Genomic DNA, 16,968 nt, shown 5'->3' with positions numbered 1-16,968 from the left:
TATACCTAGTAGTATATGTGAGAATCGTATATTGGAACCTGGTTAGTAAAGTGCTACCTTATTCGAAATTAAGCAAGTGAAGAATATAACGCGACTGTCTACTAGGGGAGAGAGCTAGTATAGGAGTAACGTGAGTATTTACTTGAACCTCATCGAACTGATTATAAACATCGGTTAAATCAGTTAGATATACTACTCTATAGAATTAAAATCAAAATCAGCCAAGTTAGTTAAATGGCTGATTTTTTCGTGCGCTATATTCTGAAATGTACAGCTGTTTAACTTAACTACAATATCAGTAATGCAGCAGACACCTTCATATACCATTAGGATTTTAAGTTAATATTTGTTAAGCGCAATGATGTACATTAAAATGCGGTCTAATTGTGACGGAATATTGTACAACATTTGGATTAGTCATGCTACAATCAACAAAAGGAGGGCGAGTATGCAGTTCGATAGTCGAAGTCGCATGATTTTTGAAGAATTGATGGGCAACCCTGGAACTACAAGTAAAGGACTGGAAGAGAAATACCGTTTAACCCGTAGGCAGCTAGGGTACAGTTTCGATAAAATCAATGACATGCTACAAGCTAAAAACCTTCCTGTTATTGAACGAACGAGACAGGGTCATTTTATAATTGATCATACAATTTTTTCGAATTATAGCAATGAGAAAGTCGTTGTTTCATCAAATAAGAACATTATTTCTGAGACACAACGTGTTTACATGATTATCCTTATGCTTTTGAGTAAAAATGAGGATCTTTCACTTATTCATTTTACCAGTGAATTAGATGTCAGCAAAAATACAATCCTAAGTGATTTAAACGAAGCCCGTAAATGGGTTGCTGAATATGATCTTGTTATTCGTTATTCTAGAAGAGATGGCTATTTAATAGAAGGTGAAGAGTTTTTCATTCGAAAACTGTTAATAAACATCATTTATAAAGTACTAGAAATGCCAAATGGAAAACTTCGGCTAAGGGAATTAGTGGGTATTAAAGAAATTGAATTGGAAGAATTGAGAATTCGACTTGAAAAGGTTGAAAACAAATTAAACTTGAAATTCACGGATGAAAAAATTGAGACATTACCTTTTACACTTATATTAGTATTACGCAGAGTGAAATCGAACGTTATGAAAACCTCATTTTCAATTAAATACGAGGAGATATCAGACACGAAGGAGCACAGGGCAACCGAAGAAATATTATTCGATTTTGAGGATATTCCAGTGCAAGAGCGTTTATTCATTACATTACATTTACTTACCGCAAATGTGTATTGGTCTGAATCTTTAATAGAGGAAACAATTCCTAATTTAGTGCAAGCATTAGATGATATGTTGCGTTTGTTTGAAAAAAGCGCAGCAATCTATTTGCAGGATAGAAAACAATTATTGACTAAACTTTTACTTCATGTGAAGCCAGCCTACTATAGGATTAAATATCAGCTAACTGAAGTGAATGATGTCGGACATACATTGATAAGTAAAAAGTACAAAGAGTTGCACCATCTTGTAGGCCAATCTACAAAACCGCTTGCCGAGTTAATCGGAAGTGATATTCCTGACAGTGAAACAGCCTTTTTAACCATGTTAATAGGCGGATGGTTAAGAAAACAAGGTGATAGTCTCCAAGAAAAAATAAAAGCGATTGTCGTTTGTCCTAAAGGTGTTTCTGTTTCACGATTAATGTTTAGTGAATTACGTGAGTTGTTTCCGGAGTTTGTCTTTTTGGATTCATTGTCGGTTAGAGAATTTTACAATTTTGATTTAGATTATGATATCGTATTCTCCCCAATTTTCTTGGAAACAGATAAAAAACTATTTCTGGCTAGTTCGCTTCTTGAACGGGGTGAGAAGTATCGGTTAAGAAAACAAGTTTTGCTCGAGTTACATGGGTATATCCCTTTTGAAGTGAATATTGAAGAAATCATTGATATCGTGAAAAAACATGCAGTTATTGAAACTGAACTGCTGTTGGAAAAAGAATTATATGAGTATGTGAATCGAGACAATAAGATATCTGTTATCAATCGGGAACCTGAACATACAGCTACTAACTTAAGCGATTTAATAACACCAAGTAATATTACTTTGATGAATTCGGTTACATCGTGGGCGGAAGCAATTCGGATAGGTGCCAAGCCGATCGTTGAAAGTGGTCATATTGATCCAAAGTATGTGGAAGCAATTATTAACTATGGTGAAGAAGATCCATATATTGTTATAGCACCTAATCTTGCAATTCCGCACGCAGCTCCCGATGAAGGTGTAAATGATGTTTCGATGAGTTTATTGAGATTGCAAGAGGGAGTTAAATTCGGAGAAAATCACTTCATTAATTTGGTGGTAATAATTGCTGCAAAAGATAAGCAACAACATTTTAGAGCGTTGATGCAATTGATGAAACTTGCAGCGTCCGAGAAAGATCGAAACGCGATTATTGAAGCGCAATCAAATGAAGAAATATATGACATAATAAAAAAATATTCGATTGATTAATTGGGATTATGGGGGTACGAAAAATGAACGATTTATATCTTAATGAATCTATTATTCTATTGGGTTTAGAAGGTACTACAAAAGAAGATGTTTTAAGTGCAATGGCTACAAATCTAGAAGAAAAAGGGTTAGTGAAAGAAACCTTTAAGGATGCAGTGATTGCCAGGGAAAAAGAATATGCAACAGGATTACCGACACTTGGAGTATCTGTAGCGATTCCACACACAGACTCAATACATGTAAATAAGAAAACAATAAGCGTAGCAGTTTTAAAAGAACCAGTCGAGTTCGGTGTGATGGGTGATCCAGATGAAACGACACCTGTTAAGTTAGTCTTTATGTTAGCAATGGATAAAGAAGATTCACAACTTAGTTTATTGCAGAATTTAATGCAAATCTTCCAAGATGAAAAAACATTGCAACTTCTAGCAAGTGAAAAAGATAAAACAAAAATCATTGATTTATTGGCGAATAAATTAAACTTTACTTTGGAAGGAGGTGGACAATAATGAAAAAGGTATTAGTAGCTTGTGGAGCGGGAATTGCAACATCAACAGTTGTAAATAACGCAATTGAAGAAATGGCAAAAGAACATAAAATTAAAGTTAACTTAGTTCAAATCAAAATTACTGAAGTTGGTAGCCATGTAGATACAGCCGATCTATTAGTAACAACTGCAATGACGAAGACAGAGTATCCATTTCCAGTAATAAATGCACGTGCGTTCTTAACTGGGATCGGTATGGAAGATACAAAAAAACAAATTTTGGATGAACTACAAAAATAAATCATCATATTACATCTAACACAATCTCGATTTCTCTAGTAGGAATCGAGATTTACTTTAAAATGTCAGGAGAATGAGGAATGCAAGGATTTGTTGATTTTATACAAGGCTTTTTAGCCCTAGGAGCAACTGTAATCTTACCTGTTGCTATCTTTTTATTAGGTTTATTTTTCGGTCAAAAACCAGGTAAGGCTTTTCGTTCTGGTTTAACAATCGGGGTTGCATTTGTTGGTATTTTCTTAGTGATAGACTTGCTTGTTATGAACCTCGGACCTGCAGCACAAGGTATGGTCGAACGTTTGGGAGTAAATTTGAATGTCATTGACGTTGGTTGGCCTGCATCATCATCCATAGCATGGGCATCAGTTGTAGCGGCTTTTATCATTCCACTTGGATTATTTGTAAACGTTGTCATGCTTGTTACGAAAACAACAAAAACAATGAACGTGGATATTTGGAATTTCTGGCACTATACTTTCATGGCTTCAATGGTCTATGCGATTTCAGGCAGCATTATCCAAGGCTTGATCGCAGCGGTTCTATTCCAGGTCATCTGTCTTAAAGTTGCAGATTGGACAGCACCTATGATGAGTGAATTCTACGATCTTCCAGGTATCTCTATCGCGACGGGCAGTACAATTTCTTATGCGCCAGGTATCTTTTTAGTTAAATTAATTCAAAAAGTTCCAGTTTTGAAGAACTGGAATGCAGATCCAGAAACTATTCAAAAACGTTTTGGTATTTTTGGAGAATCGATTTTCATCGGGTTATTCCTTGGTGCAGCGATTGGTGCATTGGCAGGATATAGTGCTGGTGAAGTAATTGAAATCGGTATGGCAATGGCTGCAGTAATGGTGTTAATGCCACGTATGGTTAAGATCTTAATGGAAGGGTTACTACCTGTATCCGAATCCGCACGTGAATGGTTGAATAAACGATTTGGTGATCGTGAAATTTATATCGGATTGGATGCTGCGGTAGCACTCGGACATCCATCAGTCATTTCAACAGCATTGATTTTAGTTCCGATTACGGTTGTTATGGCGGTTCTTTTACCGGGTAACCAAGTACTTCCGTTTGGTGACTTGGCAACAATTCCGTTTATTGTCGCATTCATCGTTGGAGCAGCTAGAGGAAATATCATTCATTCTGTAATCGTCGGTGCAATCATGATCGCGATTTCTTTATACATCGCAACAGATATCGCGCCAATGTTCACGGAAATGGCCATGAAGAGTGACTTTAATATGCCTGAAGGTTCAGCAATGATCTCAAGTCTTGACCAAGGTGGAAACATTGTGAACTGGGTCATTTATAAACTCTTTAGCCTTTTTAACTAACTCAAATGCAGGAACAGAAGTAGGATAGGAGGAATTCAGATGAAAGCATTAGTGAAAACGGAACATGGATTTGGAAATCTTGAAATTCAAGATAAACCGGAGCCTACCCCTGGCAAGGATCAAGTGAAAATCGAAGTGAAGTATGCCGGGATTTGTGGATCTGATATCCATACCTATGAAGGGCATTACAAAGTAGCGGTGCCTGTTACATTAGGGCATGAATTTTCCGGAGAGGTCGTTGAAGTAGGAGAAGGGGTTACGGAGTTTAAACTTGGCGATCGCGTAACTTCTGAAACTACTTTCTATATTTGCGGTGAATGTGAATATTGTAAGTCTGAAGATTATAATCTTTGCAACCATCGCAAAGGGTTAGGAACACAACAAGATGGCGGATTTACAAATTATTTAATCGCTCGTAAAGAAAGCGTTCATCATATTCCTGAAAACGTAGATTACCAATCAGCAGCAATGACTGAGCCATTAGCATGTACACATCATGCGGTTGCAAAAACAAGGATTACTCAAGGGGATATTGCAATTGTCATTGGACCAGGTCCGATCGGGTTGCTAACTGCACAAGTTGCTAAAAGCCAAGGTGCTACTGTAATAATCACTGGTTTAACAAACGATAAAGTACGTCTAGACAAAGCTAAGGAGCTAGGGATTGACTATACTGTGAATACACAGGAAGAAAATCTTAAAGAACTCGTCAACAGTTTGACGGATGGCTATGGTGCTCATGTAGTATTTGAATGTTCCGGTGCGGTTCCTGCAACTAAACAAGGACTTGATTTGTTACGTAAAAAAGGACAGTATTGCCAAATTGGGATTTTTGCTCAGCCAGAAATCCAGTTTGATCTTGAAAAAATCATCCAAAAAGAAATTCGTGTTGTAGGAAGCCGAAGTCAAAAATCAGCTGACTGGGAACCATCGCTTGCTCTAATGAATGATGGCTTAGTGAATGCCAAGGCGTTGGTAACACATGAGTTTGATATCACACGGTGGGATGAAGCCTATCAAGCGATAAAAAGTGGAGAAGCAATTAAAGTATTATTAACTCCTATAAAATAGATATATGTACTGGTTTAAGGTCAAGCATCAGTGGCCTTTAATAAAGCTGTTCACATAATACAGAAATGAGGATGAATTAGTAATGACAGATACATTTCTAGAGTTTATGTTGGGACCTTTTCGGTCTATAGCTGATTTTTATTTTAAACATCAGATAATCCTTAATACAATTATAGTAGGATTTGCATTATATAAATTAATTTTAAACAAAAAAAAACAGACGAAAAATGAATCAGTAAATTAAAAGTGAACAACAAACTGTATTCAGAAAAGGGCGATTGAGATGAAATCATTAAAACTTTATGGCATACAAGATTTGCGTTTTGAAGACGCAGTTCAACCAGTTATAGAAAAAAAAGATGATGTAATCGTTAAAGTGAAAGCCGTAGGAATTTGCGGTTCAGATATTTCTCGATTCAATAAGCTTGGTCCCTATGTAGAAGGCATGATATTTGGACATGAATTTGCAGGAGAAGTCGTAGAAGTTGGATCCGGCGTTGAGGTTATTAAAGTAGGAGATCGTGTTGCAGGCTGTCCAACTTTTTATTGTGGCAAATGTTACAGCTGTCAAAAGGGAGAGCTGGCACGTTGTGAAAAACTTACTGTTATCGGCGCAAGACATCCAGGTGCATATGCAGAATATGTTAAATTACCAGCTGGAAATATAGTACCTATTCCTGATAATGTAGATTATGATACAGCAGCAATGATTGAACCATCTGCAGTAGTTGTGCACGGTTTTAACCGAACCACAATGCAACCGGGTAGTGAGGTTGCTATTATGGGCTGTGGTAATATTGGGTTGTTAGCTATTCAATGGGCAAAAGTATTTGGAGCTAAAAAAGTTTATGCAATTGATATTGACGATAAGAAGCTTGAAATGGCCAAAGAAGCTGGCGCAGATGTTTTGATCAATTCACTTAATAATTCAGCCCACGAGCAAATTATGGAACATACGAATGGTCAGGGTGTTGATGTAGCAATTGAATCAGCAGGTTCACCTATCACGTCTGCACAAGTACTTGCTTTACCTAAAAAGGGTGGGGAAGTAGTCTTTATGGGAATTCCATATGGGGATGTTCCGATTGAACGCTTTTATTTCGAAAAAATAGTTAGAAATGAATTAACTGTATTGGGTTCATGGAATGCCATTTCTGCTCCATTCCCAGGTAATGAGTGGAGTACATCCGTTCATTATATGAGTACAGGGCAAATAAACGTGAAACCGATGATAACACACCGATTAAAATTAAATGAAGGACCAGAAACATTTAATAAAATTGTCAAAAGAGACGATTTTTTTGGAAAGGTCCTTTTCTATCCCGACCCAAAATGATAAGCTTGGTAAGTAAGTATTATTTTAATGAGGGAGTATGATTTAAATGGTTGAAAAACAATTTATAGTTACGGATGAGCAGGGGATTCATGCGCGACCCGCTTCAATATTAGTAAGTACAGCAACCAAATTCAAATCCGATATAAACTTGGTTTACAATGAGAAAAACGTCAATTTAAAATCAATTCTTGGCGTAATGTCTTTAGGTATTGGTTTAGGTGGAGAATTTAAAATTAGCGCCACTGGAATCGATGAACAGGATGCACTTAACGAACTTGAAGAAGCGTTGAAAAACGGAGGACTGACTAACTAATGAGCCTACTTCATGGGATTTCTGCATCAAATGGTATAGCGATAGCAAAAGCGTACCGTTTTGTTGAGCCAGATTTATCTTTCAGTAAAAAAACTGTTGAAGACATTCCGGAAGAACTTTCACGTTTTCAGTCAGCTGTCTCTATTTCGAAAAGTGAGTTAGAGTCAATTCGCGATACCGCTGCAAAAGGACTTGGTGCAGATGAAGCAGCTATCTTCGATGCACATATATTAGTTTTACTTGATCCGGAGCTTCTGACTTCAATTGAAGATAAAATTAAAACAGATCATGTGAATGCTGAGCACGCACTCAAAGAAACGTCTGATATGTTTATTACAATGTTCGAGCAAATGGATAATGAATATATGAGAGAACGGGCTTCGGACATTCGTGATGTTGCGAAACGTTTGCTGTCCCATTTGCTAAATGTTGAAATTGTAAATCCGAGCATGATTTCTGAAAAAGTAATTATTATCGCAGAAGATTTAACACCTTCAGACACGGCGCAGTTAAATCGTGAATTTGTAAAAGGTTTTACAACTAATATTGGTGGAAAGACTTCCCATTCTGCGATTATGGCGCGCACATTGGAAATTCCCGCAGTTGTAGGTACGAAGGAGGCGACTAAGCTTATCCAGGACGGTGACATCATTATTGTTGATGGGTTTAAAGGAGAGGTACATATTAATCCTACTCCGGATGTCATTGCTACATACGAAAATGAACAATTGAAGTATGAGCAACAAAAAGCTGAATGGACAAAGCTAGTAGATGAAAAAACAACTACTGCTGATGGTCATCATGTAGAGTTAGCTGCAAATATCGGCACCCCAGAAGACTTAGAGGGAGTCATCAGTAATGGTGGAGAAGGGATCGGATTATACAGAACCGAGTTTTTGTATATGGGTAGAAACCAACTCCCAACTGAAGAAGAGCAGTTCGAGGCATATAAGAAGGTTCTACAGGGAATGTCAGGTAAACCGGTCGTTGTTCGGACCCTTGATATTGGCGGGGATAAAGAACTCCCTTATTTAAATCTTCCTAAAGAAATGAATCCATTCCTAGGACTTCGTGCTATTCGTTTATGTTTGGAAGAGCAGGATATTTTCAGAACGCAATTAAGAGCTCTTTTAAGAGCCAGTTCATATGGGAATTTGAAAATCATGTTCCCGATGATTGCAACTCTTGATGAGTTCCGCCAGGCTAAAGCAATTTTGGAGGAAGAGAAACAAGAACTCCTAAATAACAATATAAATGTTGCCACTACTATTGAGGTTGGCATCATGGTAGAAATCCCTTCCACTGCAATACTGGCAGATCAGTTCGCAAAGGAAGTTGATTTCTTTAGTATTGGAACCAACGATTTAATCCAATATACGATGGCTGCGGATCGTATGAATGAACGCGTTGCCTATTTATATCAACCTTATAATCCAGCAATTCTACGGTTGGTCAAGATGGTTATTGACGCCTCACATAATGAAGGAAAATGGACTGGGATGTGTGGGGAAATGGCAGGGGATGAAATCGCTATTCCTTTACTATTGGGACTAGGCCTTGATGAATTCTCGATGAGTGCCACATCTATTTTAAAGGCCCGTACTCAAATTCTAAAATTGAACAAAAGCGATATGGTAGAACTTGCGAATGAAGCCTTGCAGATGTCAACAGCTGAGGATGTAGTTCAAACAGTTATGGCCCGCTGCAATTTGTAATTCAAAACAGTTATCATAAAACAGCATCCCAGAACTTGATTAATCGTTCAGGGGTGTTGTCTTTATTTATTGTTTTGCTGTATTCTTGTGTCAAACACCAACACCACTGTTATTCCTACGACGCCATTCTAAAGAATCCTATTTGTTGATGTATGTTAGAATTACCCCGCAATTAGCCTCGAATTAGTATGAAATAAGAATCACACTTTTAAAATTGAACCAAATATGAATTCATTCTGTAATGGGGGAAATAAAATGACTAAAAAAATGATTATGTTTGATATTGACGGAACTCTTTTAGACCACGATAAGAAATTACCTGCTTCCGCGAAGGAAGCTGTTAGATCTTTAAAAGAAGCAGGACACGAAGTAGCCTTTGCGACGGGGCGTGCTCCTTACTTTATTGAAGATTTAAGGAAAGAGTTAGAAATTGATTCCTTCATTTGTTTTAATGGTCAGTATGTTGAAATAGAAAATGAAGTCATTTATAAAAACCCTATTGATAGAGAATTATTAGCGCATTTATTGGGTTTTTCCACAACTCAAAATCATCCACTTGTTTATATGGGTGCAGAATTTATGAGATCCACTTTTGATTATCATTCTGATATAGAAGAATCTCTTACCTCCCTTAATATTGATACTACTCAAATAGAAATGGACGCTAGTTACTATAACGATACTGAAATTTATCAAACACTCCTGTATTGTAAAGAACATGAAGAAACATTATATCGAGACAATTTGCGAAAATTGAACTTTATCCGTTGGCATGAATATTCGATGGATGTTCTACCTCTTGGCGGCTCTAAAGCGAAGGGAATTGAAAAGTTCATTGAGAAGAAAGGGTTCTCGAAAGATCAAGTCTATGCTTTTGGTGATAATTTAAATGATATTGAAATGCTTCAGTATGCTGGACATAGTGTTGCGATGGGGAATGCTCCTGAGGAAGTGAAAAAAGCAGCAAGATATGTTACGAAAGATGTGGGCGAAGATGGTATTGCTTACGGATTGCAGATGGTTGGATTATTATCTTAACTAATTGGAGAAATAAATGATCTATTACAATTGCCTACAGTGAAAACAACAATTAGTCATTCAAATGAATGGCTGATTGTTGTTTTTATTTTCGTGGATTTAATTCGATAACTTACACATTATGTAATATGATTTCATCGCTAAATCGCTAATAATACCCTATTCTCAAAACAAATTTTAGTTGTTTTGGAGAAGGGTTTCTTTTTATTTAATTAGAATGTTTGTTTTTCAAAGATTCGGGGCAATACTTGTGGAAACAAATTATCGATTGCTGTTTAGGATAAGCAATCGTATTTGAAATGAAGGAGGAGACTTTTGTTGAAAATGAAAATATTTTTGTTAGCCCTAATTTTTGCGTTTTCCACTTATTCAGTAACAGATGCGGCGATACTCTCAGATGCCCAACTGAGTGATGATGAACTGACATATTTACAAACCCTTTCAAATGCAGTTGACATGATTTTGGGAGAAGCAGAAGAAAGTAAGGTACCTGATCAAGAAGTAGTAGATCAGGAATTAGTCGCACCAGTGGAATCAACTCCGAAGCCGAAAAGTTATACAGTAAACGCAGGCGATAATTTGTATCGAATTGCACTTAATCATAACATTACTATAGAATCTCTCACGAGTTGGAACGGCCTAACAGGCGAGGTGATCCACCCTGGTGATGTATTAATCGTCAGTGGGCATGTAGAAGATGCGGGAACGAAAGATACAATTGCGGCTGCAATCGTGCCAACGCCACCACCTGCAAGTGATGGAAAAGAGATGCTGGTTACAGCGACAGCCTATACAGCCTACTGTACGGGCTGTTCAGGAACTACCGCTTACGGCATTGACTTACGTTCTAATCCAAATCAGAAAGTAATTGCAGTAGATCCAAAACTTATTCCGCTAGGTACAAAGGTTTGGGTGGAAGGCTATGGAGAAGCGATAGCTGGAGATACAGGAGGAGCCATTAAAGGGAATAAAATCGATGTTTTCATTCCATCTTATAATAATGCAATGGAGTGGGGAGTCAAAAAAGTGAAACTTAAAGTACTCAATTAATAAAGAAAACCTGTGCAAAAATACTACTTTTGCACAGGCCTTTCATTCTAGTTAAGATAGACGGTTTCTAAAATCGTCATACCCAAACTGTTTAATCACTTGAATACCATCACTAACGGTATTTAAGGCGATAGAAGGTAAGTTAACACCATTAAATGTATTGTTTTTCACCATCGAATAGTGGCCCATATCACAAAAGACAAGCTTATCACCAGGCTTTAAAGGCTCATCAAAAGAATAATCGCCAATGACGTCTCCAGCTAGGCAAGTAGGTCCACCGAATCGATAGGTGTAAGCCTTTTCGTTTGGCATTCCTGCACCAATGATTTCAGGGCGATAAGGCATCTCCAATACATCAGGCATATGACATGCTGCTGAAGTATCTAAAATAGCAATTGGCATACCGTTGTGGAGGGTGTCCAAAACAGTCGCAACAAGATAGCCAGTATTCAATGCAACAGCTTCACCAGGCTCTAAATACACTTGTACACCGTATTTATTCTTCATAAACAGTATCGAACGGATAAGTGTTTCGATATCATAATCGGGTCTTGTGATATGATGCCCACCGCCGAAGTTGATCCACTTCATATTTTTAATGTATTCCCCAAATTTTTCATCGACAACTTGCACGGTGCGCTCCAGCGTATCAGAGTTTTGTTCGCACATCGTATGGAAGTGTAAGCCATCGATGCCTTCAAGCTGGTCAGCTTCAAAATTCTCAAGCGTAACGCCAAACCTTGAATGCGAAAAACAAGGATTGTACATATCGACTTCGATTTCAGAGTATTCAGGATTAATGCGAAGTCCAATTTCTATTTGTTTTGGATGGTTTTTAATTTTTTCTTTGAATTGATTATATTGTTGAAATGAATTAAAGACGATGTGATCTGAATAAGAAAGAATCTCATCAATCTCTGTTTCCGAAAAGGCAGGGGCGTAGGTGTGTACTTCCTTGCCCATTTCTTCGAAGCCCAGTCTTGCTTCGTGTACGGAACTAGATGTTACCCCGTTCAAGTATTCTCCGATTAACGGATAAACTGAGAACATCGAAAATCCTTTTTGAGCAAGTAGAATCTTACAGCCCGTCTGGTCAATAACAGACTTCATTTTTTCCAAGTTTTTAATAAGCAATCCTTCGTCCACTACATAGCAGGGGGAGGGGAGTGCATTTAAATCAATATTCAATTTCAAGCCCTCCTCAGTCAATCAATTCAGGATTGAAGCTTTCCTGCCATGGTAGACCATATTTGTTGAGTGCTTCCATGAATGGATCAGGATTGAACTCTTCGATATTGTGTACGCCAGGATTCTTCCATTTACCCGTCATTACCAGCATCGCACCGATCATTGCAGGGACACCCGTTGTATACGAAATTGCTTGTGAACCTACTTCTTTGTAACATTCTTGATGGTCACAAATATTGTAAACATAATACGTTTTCTCTTCGCCGTCTTTGATACCTTGGAAAATACAGCCGATATTCGTTTTTCCTATTGTTCTTGGCCCAAGAGAAGCTGGATCCGGTAGCACAGCTTTTAAGAATTGAAGGGGAGCGATTTCTTTCCCTTCGAAAAGGATTGGTTCAATAGAAGTCATTCCAACGTTTTCAAGCACTTTTAAGTGGTTCAAATAGTTCTCTGAGAACGTCATCCAGAAACGAATTTTTTTGATACCTGTAATATTGAGTGCAAGGGATTCCAGTTCCTCGTGATGTAATAAGTAAACATCTTTTGGACCGATTTCAGGAAGATTATAGACACGTTTAATTGATAATGGTTCAGTTTCGATGAACTCACCATTTTCAAAATAGCTTCCATTAGCTGTGATTTCACGGATGTTAATTTCAGGATTAAAGTTAGTAGCGAAAGGATAGCCGTGATCACCAGCGTTTGCGTCCACAATGTCAATCGTATGAATTTCATCGAAATGATGTTTTAGTGCATGTGCAGAGAAGACACCTGTAACGCCCGGATCGAAGCCGCTTCCAAGTAGGGCAGTGATGCCAGCTTTTTCAAAACGTTCTCTGTAAGCCCATTGCCAGCTGTATTCAAACTTAGCTTCGTCAAGAGGTTCGTAGTTTGCTGTATCGACATAGTCAACGCCAGTAGCAAGACATGCATCCATGATCGTTAAATCCTGATATGGCAATGCAACGTTAATGACGATATCTGGTTGAAATTTATTAATAAGTTCAACCAGTTCTTCCACATTATCAGCATCTACTTGAGCCGTTTGAATTTTAGTACGGCCGCCATCCAGTTTTTCTTTTAACGCATCACATTTAGATACTGTACGACTTGCGATACAGATTTCTTCGAATACGTCAGGAACCTGACAACATTTATGAACAACTACTCCTGCAACTCCACCAGCACCAATAATTAACGCTTTTCCCATAATGAACACCCGCCTATAATATAGTTTTTTTTAGATTGAAAAGTTGAAGTAAAGAATTCCTTCAAATCTGTTGCGGCGCTAGGGGATGCCTCCCGCCAAGATTAATCGAGATATCCTTGAACCTAAAGGAAATAACCTCTGGACATTAACTGTATAATTTCTGCAAAGTACTCAGAAATTATACAAACCGACCTTTCGTTGTTCGGTTGGCTATCCCTTTTAATGCGCCTACGCTCAGTTTGTACATGTATCCAAACGCCACACCTCGGTGCCAGTTACTGCCACCGAATTCAAATTGCCAATAACAATTCGCGTAGTACTTTACATGCTACCGCTGTCGAGACACCGCTTTGATCGTAAATCGGAGATAGCTCGTTTACATCACAAGCAACAATATTGAGGCCGCTTACTGTTAACATGGCATTCAGTAATTCCATAAAGCTGACTCCGCCGGCTTCAGGTGTACCTGTTCCAGGAAATACAGAAGGGTCCAATACATCCAAATCGATGGTTAAATAGACTGGTTTTCCTTTAAGCTTTTCAACGACTTCTTCTAATCCGTTAAAGTTAAACTTGTTCGTAAACACATGGTCTTTACCCCATTGGAATTCACTGCGGTCTCCAGAGCGGATACCGAATTGGAAGATCTTGTCGTCTCCGAGTAAGTCCCATACTCTGTGAATAACCGTGGCATGAGAAAGGGTTTCCCCAAGATAGTCCTCACGTAAATCTGCATGTGCGTCAAATTGAATGACATGAAGGTCAGGATGTTTTTTGGCAACAGCACGCATTGCACCGAGTGTCACCAGATGTTCCCCGCCAATCATGCAGGGAATCTTGCCGTCATCCAAAATTTGAGTTGTGAAATCTTCAATTTGTCCTAATGCTCTTGTCGTGTTCCCAAAACTTAATTCTAAATCGCCACCGTCAAATACAGCGATATCCTCTAAGTCTTTATCCTGATAAGGGCTATACGTCTCAATTCCAAACGATTCACCACGCATTGCTTTACTTGCGAAGCGTGTACCAGGACGAAAAGAAGTTGTAGAGTCAAAAGGAGCTCCGAAAATAACGATTTTCGATTCTTCGTACTCATTGTCACAGCCAATAAACGTTTCAATATTTCTATTCAACATCTTTTAATTGCTCCTTTACATAGTTTGGAAGTGCAAATGAACCAACATGAATGTCTGTATTGTAATACCTTGTTTTCAAGTCAAGGTCATTCCATGCTGTTGCATCCAAATCTTGAATAGGGTCAAATTTCTTCGACGCAAAACCAAACAACCAATGACCGGATGGATAAGTTGGCATGTGAAATTGATAAACTTTACAAACAGGGAAGAAGCCCACGATTTTTTGGTGTGCTTTCCTCATACCAAGCGCATCCTCAGCGTAAAAGGGACTTTCATGTTGATTCACAAGAATCCCATCTTCTTTCAGCGCTTTATAACAGTTGCCGTAGAATTCTTTTGTGAATAGCCCTTCACCTGGACCGAATGGATCTGTCGAGTCCACAATGATCAAATCATAATCATTTTCGATTTTACGAACAAATTTTAGCCCGTCTTCAAAGTACAGATTAACCCTCGGGTCATCTAATTTCGAGGCTGTCTGCGGTAAATATTCTCTGCAGACATCAACAACCATCTTATCAATTTCAACCATGTCGATTTGTTCAATAGTTGGGTAAGCAGTCAATTCACGGATTGTTCCACCATCACCAGCCCCAATGACTAGTACTTTTTTTATAGTAGGATTGGTTGCCATTGCTACATGCGTAATCATCTCGTGATATATAAATTCATCTTTTTCAGTACACATTACGAGTCCATCTAGTGTGAGAACACGGCCAAACTCCGACGTTTGTAAAATATCGATTTTTTGAAAATCACTTTTACCCGTGTAGAGGTGCTCTTCCACTTCCAATGAAAAACGGACATTAGGCGAATGATTTTCTGTATACCATAAATTCATTTCGCCAACTCCTTCAACACATTAATATTTGCAATGTCGCTGTCTTCAGTACCTGTTAAGAAACAGCCTTTGTCTTTGGAGTATTGAATGAAATCCAAAATTTCCTCTGTAATCCGTTCACCAGGCGCCAAAATCGGGATACCTGGGGGGTAACACATAACGAATTCACTGGAAATATAACCTGCGCTCTCCGAAATGGGCAACTTTTGCTTAGGCGCATAAAAGGCTTCTTGCGGTGTGAAAGCAACTTGTGGACGAATGTAATCATGGATGAAAACGCTGTTTTTATTCTTAGAATAGCGGCGTTTTATTTCAGCGAGTGCTGCGACTAACCGTTCAAGATCTAGATGCCTGTCACCTACTGAAATATAGGCCAAAATATTACCGATATCGCCAAATTCAATTTGAATATCATACTCATCCCGAAGAATGTCATAGACTTCAATTCCGGCTAAGCCAATGTCGCGGGTATCCACCGAAAGTTTCGTAACATCAAAGTCGAAAATCGTATCTCCATTAATCAATTCTTTCGAATAGGCGTAATAGCCGCCAATCTTATTGATTTCAGTCCTTGTATAGTGTGCCATTTCGGCAACCTTTTGAAATATCTCTTTTCCGTTAAGCGCTAAACTTCTTCTCGATATATCCAGGGAAGAGAGCAGTAAATAAGATCCGCTTGTCGTTTGTGTCAAATTGATAATCTGCCTCGTATAACCTTCGCTGACGTCATTGTTTATCAACAAAAAAGAGCTTTGTGTCAATGACCCGCCGGATTTGTGCATACTAACGGATGCCATATCAGCACCAACTGACATAGCAGAAGCGGGAAGATTATCACCAAAGTAAAAATGAGTACCATGTGCCTCATCGACAAGGACGAGCATATCGTGTTGATGTGCAAGATCGGTAAGAGCTTGCAGGTTTGAACAAATCCCATAATAAGTAGGATTGTTGATGAGAATGGCTTTAGCATCTGTGTTTTCTAAGATAGCTTGTTCTACATCTTTTACGGCCATCCCTAAAGGAATGCCAAGTTCACTGTGTACGCCCGGATTTACATAGATAGGAACGGCACCACTTAAAATGAGGGCATTAATCGCACTGCGATGTACGTTCCGTGGCATAATGATTTTATCCCCAGCTTTACATGCCGTCATGATCATTGCCTGTACTGCAGATGTTGTACCATTGACCATGAAAAAGGCGTGCTTGGCATTAAATGCTTGAGCTGCTAATTCTTCTGCCTCTTTTATGACCGAAACAGGGTGGCAGAGATTATCAAGTGGTTTCATGGAATTGACATCCATAGTCAAGCATTGTTCACCTAAAAATGCAGCTAATTCAGGATTACCTCTTCCACGTTTATGACCTGGAACGTCAAAAGGGACGACGCGCATTGATTTGTATTGATTCAGCGCCTCCATTATGGGG

Annotated in this window: 15 protein-coding genes; 10 read left to right on the top strand and 5 right to left on the bottom strand. The window is 38.4% G+C overall.

From position 1 onward, the window contains the following. Nucleotides 1-448: 448 nt before the first annotated feature. From MKZ26_RS04070 to MKZ26_RS04025, 10 genes are all read left to right on the top strand, one after another. Nucleotides 449-2,509 carry a BglG family transcription antiterminator gene (locus MKZ26_RS04070; RefSeq protein WP_340764573.1) on the top strand — a complete coding sequence of 687 codons (2,061 nt, stop codon included), beginning with the start codon at nt 449-451 and terminating at the stop codon, nt 2,507-2,509. Between the two features lie 23 nt (nt 2,510-2,532). Beyond that, on the top strand, nt 2,533-3,018 hold the full coding sequence (locus MKZ26_RS04065) for a PTS sugar transporter subunit IIA (protein ID WP_340764571.1): 486 nt from the start codon (nt 2,533-2,535) through the stop codon (nt 3,016-3,018). Beyond that, entirely contained in the window at nt 3,018-3,296 is a 279-nt protein-coding gene (locus tag MKZ26_RS04060) for a PTS sugar transporter subunit IIB (protein ID WP_340764569.1), read from the top strand. The genes MKZ26_RS04065 and MKZ26_RS04060 overlap by 1 nt, the downstream gene beginning before the upstream one ends. An 80-nt stretch (nt 3,297-3,376) precedes the next feature. Further along, complete coding sequence (locus MKZ26_RS04055; protein ID WP_340764567.1) at nt 3,377-4,636, top strand: galactitol-specific PTS transporter subunit IIC; 1,260 nt, start codon at nt 3,377-3,379, stop codon at nt 4,634-4,636. Between the two features lie 39 nt (nt 4,637-4,675). Next, entirely contained in the window at nt 4,676-5,707 is a 1,032-nt protein-coding gene (locus MKZ26_RS04050; RefSeq protein WP_340764565.1) for a zinc-binding dehydrogenase, read from the top strand. Between the two features lie 283 nt (nt 5,708-5,990). Next, entirely contained in the window at nt 5,991-7,043 is a 1,053-nt protein-coding gene (locus MKZ26_RS04045) for a galactitol-1-phosphate 5-dehydrogenase (RefSeq protein ID WP_340764563.1), read from the top strand. 46 nt (nt 7,044-7,089) lie between these two features. Continuing rightward, nucleotides 7,090-7,356, top strand: coding sequence for a phosphocarrier protein HPr (locus MKZ26_RS04040; RefSeq protein WP_067208839.1), 267 nt, complete (start codon nt 7,090-7,092; stop codon nt 7,354-7,356). Further along, nucleotides 7,356-9,071: a phosphoenolpyruvate--protein phosphotransferase gene (gene ptsP / locus MKZ26_RS04035; RefSeq protein ID WP_340764561.1), complete on the top strand. Its 1,716-nt coding sequence runs from the start codon at nt 7,356-7,358 to the stop codon at nt 9,069-9,071. Before MKZ26_RS04040 ends, ptsP begins: the two co-directional genes overlap by 1 nt. 255 nt (nt 9,072-9,326) lie before the next feature. After that, entirely contained in the window at nt 9,327-10,109 is a 783-nt protein-coding gene (locus MKZ26_RS04030; RefSeq protein ID WP_340764560.1) for a Cof-type HAD-IIB family hydrolase, read from the top strand. Nucleotides 10,110-10,433: 324 nt separating this feature from the next. Continuing rightward, nucleotides 10,434-11,159, top strand: a complete 726-nt coding sequence (locus MKZ26_RS04025) for a 3D domain-containing protein (RefSeq protein WP_340767603.1) — start codon at nt 10,434-10,436, stop codon at nt 11,157-11,159. Between the two features lie 51 nt (nt 11,160-11,210). Here the strand turns inward: MKZ26_RS04025 and nspC are convergent, their stop codons facing one another. The 5 genes from nspC to MKZ26_RS04000 form a co-directional block, all read right to left on the bottom strand. Further along, nucleotides 11,211-12,347, bottom strand: a complete 1,137-nt coding sequence (nspC, locus tag MKZ26_RS04020; RefSeq protein ID WP_067208849.1) for a carboxynorspermidine decarboxylase — start codon at nt 12,345-12,347, stop codon at nt 11,211-11,213. Between the two features lie 13 nt (nt 12,348-12,360). Further along, nucleotides 12,361-13,560, bottom strand: a complete 1,200-nt coding sequence (locus tag MKZ26_RS04015; RefSeq protein ID WP_187047683.1) for a saccharopine dehydrogenase family protein — start codon at nt 13,558-13,560, stop codon at nt 12,361-12,363. A gap of 290 nt (nt 13,561-13,850) precedes the next feature. Continuing rightward, nucleotides 13,851-14,696 carry an agmatinase gene (gene speB, locus MKZ26_RS04010; protein ID WP_340764559.1) on the bottom strand — a complete coding sequence of 282 codons (846 nt, stop codon included), beginning with the start codon at nt 14,694-14,696 and terminating at the stop codon, nt 13,851-13,853. Then, nucleotides 14,686-15,537, bottom strand: a complete 852-nt coding sequence (gene speE / locus MKZ26_RS04005) for a polyamine aminopropyltransferase (RefSeq protein WP_067208855.1) — start codon at nt 15,535-15,537, stop codon at nt 14,686-14,688. Before speE ends, speB begins: the two co-directional genes overlap by 11 nt. Further along, nucleotides 15,534-16,961, bottom strand: coding sequence for an aminotransferase class I/II-fold pyridoxal phosphate-dependent enzyme (locus MKZ26_RS04000; protein WP_231885831.1), 1,428 nt, complete (start codon nt 16,959-16,961; stop codon nt 15,534-15,536). The genes speE and MKZ26_RS04000 overlap by 4 nt, the downstream gene beginning before the upstream one ends. Nucleotides 16,962-16,968: the final 7 nt, after the last annotated feature.

Origin of the sequence: Sporosarcina sp. FSL K6-6792, from assembly GCF_038004885.1 — a bacterium.
GTDB classification, from domain to species: Bacteria; Bacillota; Bacilli; order Bacillales_A; family Planococcaceae; genus Sporosarcina; species Sporosarcina psychrophila.
This window is presented reverse-complemented; position numbering and strand designations above follow the sequence as displayed.